Below are 1,334 nucleotides of genomic sequence, written 5' to 3' on the forward strand. Positions count from 1 at the left end.
CTGGTTCGCATCGAGCAGCGCGAGCACCCGGGCCAGCCTTGCGCGCTGCTGATGCTGGACGCGGACCAGCTCTCATGGTGCCTGCGCCTGTACGGGCCGGCCGAGACCGACCGGCTGCTGCAGGCCCTGACCCACTTGCTGCTGCTGAACCTGCGCGCGACCGACGTGCTGTGCCGCTTCGCCGGCGACCGATTCGCCGTGCTGCTGCCGGCCACCGGCTCCGACGTTGCCACGCTGCTGGCCGCACAGCTGCGCCGGGCCGTGGCCAGCCTCAGCTTCCACACCCGCGACGGGCAACTGATCGCGGCCCGCGAGCCGCAGGTCGTGCTGGCCGAGATCGATGACGCCAGCACCGACCCGGTCGATGCGCTGGTGGCCGCGATGAATCGCCGCACCAACGAGCCGCGCAACACCAGCCAGCCATGACGCTGGCCCTGGGCGCCGAGGCGCGGCTGCACCTGCCGCCGTCCGGCCGCCGCTACCACGCCGACAGTGCCTTCCTGCCGGCCGGGCACCACGCTGCACTGCTGCTCGAATACGCTCGCCAGCGCGAGTTGCAGCTGCCCGCGGTCACCCGCCGCCTCGCCATGGCCGACAAGATCAGCCCGCGCGAGCTGCTGGACCTGCTGGTCGAGGTGGTGCGCGCCGACTGCGCGCCCGACACCGCCTTCCTGCTGGGCCAGGCCTGGTGGCCGGGCCATGCCGGGGCGCCCAGCCACGCGCTGGCGCACGCAGCTGACCTGGGGCAGGCGCTGGCTTTGCTCGTCGAGCATGCGGCCACCCTGAGCCCGCTGCTGACGCCGCGCTGCCTCGTCGGGCCACGCCACACGCTCATCTACTGGCTGGATGCGAGCGGCGCACCGGCCCAACGCAACCTGCTGGTCGACCTGCACCTGAGCGCCCTGGTGGCGATGAGCCGCTGGCAGTCCGGCGATCGCTTGCCCTGGACGGTGTGCCTGAACCGCCCGTCACCCCGAGACCGCTCGCACCTGGAGCTGCACCTTGGCGGCGGTGGTGGTCTGCGGTTCGATTGCCAGCTCGACGGGCTGCTGATCGGCTCGTCGTGGCTGAGCCAACCCTGGCCGCGCGGCCAGGGCGTGGCGGCCGAGGCGGCGCGCCGAGGCCTGGGCATGCAGGGCGATGAACCGACACGCAGTGTGCTGGCGGCGCTCTACGACCACCTGTTGCGTCAACTGATCGCCGGCGCCGACGACTCGACTGTGCCGGCGCCCACGTTGGAGCAGACGGCCGCGGCATTCGACGCCAGCCCGGCCACCTTCAAGCGCCAGCTGGCGCGCCACGGCACCCACTTCCAGGCCGAGCTGGACCAGGTG

At 72.7% G+C, this 1,334-nt stretch carries 2 protein-coding genes; both read left to right on the forward strand.

Annotation, left to right across the window (positions count from 1 at the left end; all coding sequences use genetic code 11):
- Positions 1–426 (forward strand): GGDEF domain-containing protein (locus AC1DYI_RS35840; RefSeq protein WP_477208850.1); only part of this gene is annotated, 426 nt, incomplete at its 5' end.
- Positions 423–1,334: AraC family transcriptional regulator ligand-binding domain-containing protein (locus tag AC1DYI_RS35845; protein WP_477208851.1), on the forward strand; the 912-nt coding region annotated here is incomplete at its 3' end. The genes AC1DYI_RS35840 and AC1DYI_RS35845, both read left to right, overlap by 4 nt.

The organism is Ideonella sp. P3_A4 (assembly GCF_056403075.1).